The organism is Pseudoalteromonas sp. ESRF-bin5 (assembly GCF_002632075.1).
Lineage (GTDB): Bacteria > Pseudomonadota > Gammaproteobacteria > Enterobacterales > Alteromonadaceae > Pseudoalteromonas > Pseudoalteromonas marina.
In genome coordinates this window covers 1-4980 of the sequence record NZ_NTLW01000239.1, presented here as the reverse complement: position 1 = coordinate 4980, position 4980 = coordinate 1, and the positions used below count along the sequence as shown (strand labels likewise).

Below are 4980 nucleotides of genomic sequence, written 5' to 3'. Positions count from 1 at the left end.
AAGTGCTCGCCACCGTGAACAACACGATGACCAACAGCAATTAGCTGTTCATCTAGTTTGTGATCTTTTATTAACGTTACTAGCGTATTAATAGCCTCAGCGTGAGCTTGCTCTGGTGCTAAATCAATAAGTGTTTTATCACCTTTGTATTTATACTTTACCGACGGAGTTGCTGCACCTAGTCGCTCTGCTAAGCCCGATATAATTTCATGGCCGGTGTTTGCATCAATAATGGCAAACTTTAAACTTGAGCTACCACAGTTTAATACTAAAACATGTTGTGACTTAGGAGCGGGTGTTGGCATAGATATAATTTCCATAAATAAAGTTTAGTAAGTGAACATTAATTATTTACTGTTACACTCAGGTCTTAATTAAAAGGCTAAAGATATTATAAACAAGGTCGTTAGACCCATGAATAAGTTTTATATTTTAAACTATTTGATGTATTTAGTTTAGTATTTTGCACAATTTAACAGCATAATTAAGCACTTTTACTGATTAAGTGAAACCCGCCGTATTTGTGTTACACTTTGTAAAATACGAGCTAATTTATATATTGAATTTAGTAATTGTGAGGAGTCATGATGCAAAAAAGTGTGATGTCACAAGTTCAAATTGGTAGACAGTACGCAAAACAATGGCCAATGCGAAAAGAGTTAGCTCCATTGTTTAGTGAGTTTAGGGTAATTAGAGCAACAGAACTTGCCATTACTGTTATGCCGATTCTTGCTATGTTGACATTATTTTTTCAACTCAACTACCTTGGCCCTGATTTTTTACCACAAGCCATTGCCAGTGCATTGTTTTTCTTATCTTTACCTCTACAAGGTTTATTGTGGTTGGGTAAACGAGCACAAACCCCATTAGACCCAGCCATGCTAAGTTGGTACAAAGAGCTTCATACAAAAATGGTTGCTAATGGTTATCAAGCTAAGTTAAGTGAAAAAAAGCCCCGGTATTTGGAGCTTGCAACTTTACTTAAAGATATGTTTGAAAAAATGGATAAAGCGTTCACTAAAGAACAGTTTTAATAAACGCTTCTACTAATCACGCTTTTTGAAATTGCGTTATATAAAACGACAAGGTGACATGGTGTTCACCTTTCTCTTCTAGTGTTTCCCAGTGCTCAGGTCTAAATTTCCACGCAAACGGTGTCATCATTATCAGGTTTCTAACATCGTTAATACTCAGTGTTACCTGTTGAGTGATCAAATCTTGGTGAGTTTCTGTAAAACCTTCAGGCACATCTACTTTCGTATGCTCGCTTACTGATTGGTAAATATAAGCTTTTAACTCTTTTAAATGCCATGGCCCAGGGCTTGCCACGACAAGCGTAGCATTAGGTTTAGCGAGTCTTTCTAGCTCTTTAGTAAATAAAGGTGCAAATACACTTATAAGAATATCAGCAAACCCTTCTTTAAAAGGGGCTTGACTGATTGAGGCAACGCTAAAACTGCAGTTGGGGTAACGTTTAGCTGCGTATTTTATAGCTGACTTTGAAATATCTACACCATAAACTTGCGCTTGAGTATTATTAGCAATAGCGTGGGTGTAAAACCCTTCGCCACACCCTAAATCAATAATATTATTACCTTTTATAGTACTTGTTATATCGCTAAGTGCTTGTTGTAAGAATGCATAAAAACCTTGCTCTAAAAATGTGCGCCTTGCTTGCACCATTTCAAGCGAGTCACCAGGTTGTTTAGAGTTTTTGTTTTGAACAGGCAGTAAGTTAACGTAGCCTTCTTTGGCAAAATCAAAACTGTGGTTGCTTTCACAGCGCAGTGTATTTTGAGTTTTTGTTAGCGATTTGCTACATAAAGGGCATTGATATTCAAGACTCATGAGTCTAGGTAATCCTTGTCGTAAAAAGTTTTAACCCAGTGGGGACGGTATGTAATTAAAATGGTGATGGCCATTCCGTTCAACATGGCTTCTGGAAACCAAATTATAGCACTTAAATAAACGTAATTATCGGCAAGTTCTTGCCAATTATACTGACCTAAAGAGAAATAAAAGAGGGCACCTAAAGATATCTTTATGCACGCTATAAACCCAGCTGTTATGAAGGCACAAACAAATATATAAACAAAAAAATGTTTTGGTAAATAGTGATAGCACACAACAAAACTTAAATAACTCAATAATATGGGAATAAAAGCGCCAATAAGTATTTGTACAGGTAAAAGGTTAAAACTAACCTGCCCAAATGAAAACAACAAGGCACTTGCCAGTAGGCTACTCAAAATGGCTAGCCGCCAGCCCAATATTAAGGTGGCTGCAGTAATACCAAGTATGTGCAGGTCAAGGCCAGTTAAAATACCGGCTTTAATACGCCACAGTAGTGCAAATACAAGCGCACAGGCTAATACACCTGTTTGCCTAGCAGACGTTTTATAAAGCGATTTATAGGTGTTTTTGTCGAAACTAAAAATCGCAATAGCAAGTACAAGGACCCACATCAGCCCTTGTATTTCAGTGTTTAACATTATAGCTACTTGAACGTTGACCAAATTGGCGCATGATCTGATGGTTTATCAATTGCACGCAGCTCATAGTCAATTCCTGAGTCAATACAACGCTCAGCAAGTGATTGAGTTGCAAGTACAACATCAATTCGCAGACCGCGATTATCTAAAAAGCCTTTAGAGCGGTAATCAAACCATGAGTATTGATCGTTAACATCAGGATAGAGTTCTCTGAAGGTATCTTTAAATCCCCAATCTAAAAGTGTTGATAGCCATTGACGTTCCTCTGGTTGGAAAGAGCACTTACCTGTTTTTAGCCAGCGTTTAGCGTTGACCTCACCAATACCTATGTCTAAATCTGTAGGTGATATATTTATGTCGCCCATAACAACTACATCCTGATCGGGAGTGAGGTTTGTATCTAGATGTGTCATCAAATCTTTATAAAATTGACGTTTATAGGGGAATTTAGTTTCGTGATTGATGTTATCGCCTTGCGGGAAATAACCATTCATAACGGTAATGTCGCGACCGTTATCTTGTTCAATAGTGACACTGATCATGCGCTTTTGCGACTCTTCTGTGTCGGTAGCAAACCCTTTTAAGACCGATTTTGGCTCTTTTTTGCATAACATAGCTACGCCGTAATGTGCTTTTTGACCGTGAAAGTAGACGTGGTACCCCATTTTTTGAACATCGTCTAATGGAAACGCTTCATCATGAACTTTAATCTCTTGCAAGCCAATTACGTCTGGTTGATGTTTATCAATAACAGCTTGTAATTGGTGAAGACGAGCACGCAGACCATTGATATTGAAAGAAATCACTTTCATTCGATTTACCTTTAAATTTGTTCTCATTTTGATAGCAAATTGTATCAGTAATTTAGCTTACATAACATGTCTGAAATGACAAAATAGCTGCGCAAATGTTGATCAAATGGTGGTGAAAGTTTAAACATTGTTAATGTTGTATTAATTTATAAAATAAATAAATAATTCAATTGATCTGCTTAAAATTGGCTATATAATGCGCGCAAATTCATTGGCAAACTCGTTCACATAGGATCTCTCATGAAAGCACAATTATTTTTAGCGGCAACATTATTAGCATCTTCTTCTGTTTCAGCTCAAAGTAACACTTACTTTAGCCAAGACAGCTCTATTGAGTCTAAGCTGTGTGTATTAAGCGCAAACGAAGGTTTTTCTGCAGCACGTAAATTAGCAGCTAAGCACAATGTATACTTATCACGCTTCTCACAAAGCATCATGTGTAACGGCCAAGATATTCGTGATATTGCAAAGAAAGATTCAACAAACAACATAACTGAAAACAAAGTAGAAGTGTTTGCTAAAGATGCTCAACAAGAAACTCAATTATGTATGACTGCATTAAAGCAAGGTTTAGCGCCAGTGCGCCAAAAAATAGGTAACTTAAACTCGCTTAAATGTAACGGTCAGAAAGTTACTGACTTTGTTAAGCGTTATCAAAACGCTGCAATTTAATTAGCACGACAAAATTAATGAGAGCCCAGCTTTTACAGCTGGGCTTTTTTTGCAAAATTTACAAGGTTGGTTGAAAAGGTTTCAAGGCTAATGTATTGAAAATAGAGTGAAAAATATACGGGTGCATTATAAGGTGTTGAAATTTATATTTATTTTATTTTGGCACCAGACTTGTATTAGTTGTTGTGACATTTATTAACAACGAAGGACACGTCTTATGAAAAAGTTAACATTAGCAACAACTATTCTAGCAACATTAAGTTTAGCAGCCTGCGCATCTAATCAAGGTCTTGATAAAATAGACAGCGACTTTGCAAGCCTAGACAACGACAGTGATGGTTTTATTTCAAAAGTTGAAGCTGACGACGATAATATTTGGGGTCACTTTTCAAATATCGACACCAATATGGATGAAGAAATTAGTCGTAAAGAATTTAATGCTTACATGCAGTTAAACACTGGCAAGGTTGCAACCGATAGTGATGTAAGTGAATCAGCCTTTAAAGCTGAAATTGCAAAATTTGACAAAATTGAAAGTAGTTTTGCCAGTTTAGATAACGATAGTAATGGTTACATATCAGTTGTTGAAGGCAATGACGACGATATTTCAAATCACTTTGGTTATATGGACAAAAACGAAGACAAGCGAATTAGTAAAAATGAGTTTATGGGCTACATAAATAAATATGGTAAATCTGTAGCTGAAGACGAAGCGTTAGAGTCAATTAAACACAGCTAATTAAAATTCAGAACATAAAAATCAAAGCCAGTTATTTTAACTGGCTTTTTTTATGGCTAATTTTAGATAATTGCCAGATATATTTTCCTAGTTAGTGGTTGTTCTGTCATAATAGATGGCTGTGTATTTTTATTTATTAAGAGTGTATATGGCTGGGCGGCGAATTAGTGATGAGCAGTTGGTTGAAATCATTGAGGCTGCGATTTTTGTTGCAGACAAACCCATAAGTAAACGCCATATTAAAGACACTGTTTTAGTGGATATT

At 36.4% G+C, this 4980-nt stretch carries 6 protein-coding genes and 2 pseudogenes; 4 read left to right on the top strand and 4 right to left on the bottom strand.

Going from position 1 to position 4980, the window contains the following annotated elements; translation table 11 throughout:
* Window positions 1-305 (bottom strand): annotated as a pseudogene (locus BCG07_RS14910) (acetate kinase); the annotation flags it as partial.
* A gap of 282 nt (window positions 306-587) precedes the next feature.
* Here BCG07_RS14910 and yfbV point away from each other — a divergent pair.
* A complete protein-coding gene (yfbV, locus tag BCG07_RS14905) occupies window positions 588-1034 on the top strand; it encodes a terminus macrodomain insulation protein YfbV (protein WP_006792170.1) in 447 nt (148 codons plus the stop codon).
* 16 nt (window positions 1035-1050) lie between these two features.
* Here yfbV and rlmA read toward each other — a convergent pair whose 3' ends face one another.
* The 3 genes from rlmA to xthA are packed head-to-tail and all read right to left on the bottom strand — an operon-like array spanning window position 1051 to window position 3304.
* Window positions 1051-1848, bottom strand: a complete 798-nt coding sequence (rlmA, locus tag BCG07_RS14900; protein WP_276755053.1) for a 23S rRNA (guanine(745)-N(1))-methyltransferase — start codon at window positions 1846-1848, stop codon at window positions 1051-1053.
* Window positions 1845-2492, bottom strand: coding sequence for an energy-coupling factor ABC transporter permease (locus BCG07_RS14895; RefSeq protein WP_039036863.1), 648 nt, complete (start codon window positions 2490-2492; stop codon window positions 1845-1847). The genes rlmA and BCG07_RS14895 overlap by 4 nt, the downstream gene beginning before the upstream one ends.
* A gap of 5 nt (window positions 2493-2497) precedes the next feature.
* Window positions 2498-3304 (bottom strand): exodeoxyribonuclease III, encoded by an 807-nt coding sequence (gene xthA, locus BCG07_RS14890; protein ID WP_039036864.1) that lies wholly within the window; start codon window positions 3302-3304, stop codon window positions 2498-2500.
* A 240-nt stretch (window positions 3305-3544) separates the two neighbouring features.
* On the opposite strand from xthA, the gene BCG07_RS14885 reads away from it, so the two are divergent.
* From BCG07_RS14885 to BCG07_RS14875, 3 genes and pseudogenes are all read left to right on the top strand, one after another.
* Window positions 3545-3976: a hypothetical protein gene (locus tag BCG07_RS14885; protein WP_008131524.1), complete on the top strand. Its 432-nt coding sequence runs from the start codon at window positions 3545-3547 to the stop codon at window positions 3974-3976.
* Window positions 3977-4193: 217 nt separating this feature from the next.
* Complete coding sequence (locus BCG07_RS14880) at window positions 4194-4715, top strand: EF-hand domain-containing protein (RefSeq protein WP_039036865.1); 522 nt, start codon at window positions 4194-4196, stop codon at window positions 4713-4715.
* Between the two features lie 148 nt (window positions 4716-4863).
* A pseudogene (locus tag BCG07_RS14875) lies at window positions 4864-4980 on the top strand (SMC-Scp complex subunit ScpB); the annotation flags it as partial.

Excerpts from the sequence above, each read along its gene's own strand:
- xthA (WP_039036864.1), bottom strand. The coding sequence starts at position 3,304 with ATGAAAGTGATTTCTTTCAATATCAATGGTCTGCGTGCTCGTCTTCAC.
- yfbV (WP_006792170.1), top strand. The coding sequence starts at position 588 with ATGCAAAAAAGTGTGATGTCACAAGTTCAAATTGGTAGACAGTACGCA.
- rlmA (WP_276755053.1), bottom strand. The coding sequence starts at position 1,848 with ATGAGTCTTGAATATCAATGCCCTTTATGTAGCAAATCGCTAACAAAA.
- BCG07_RS14880 (WP_039036865.1), top strand. The coding sequence starts at position 4,194 with ATGAAAAAGTTAACATTAGCAACAACTATTCTAGCAACATTAAGTTTA.
- BCG07_RS14895 (WP_039036863.1), bottom strand. The coding sequence starts at position 2,492 with ATGTTAAACACTGAAATACAAGGGCTGATGTGGGTCCTTGTACTTGCT.
- BCG07_RS14885 (WP_008131524.1), top strand. The coding sequence starts at position 3,545 with ATGAAAGCACAATTATTTTTAGCGGCAACATTATTAGCATCTTCTTCT.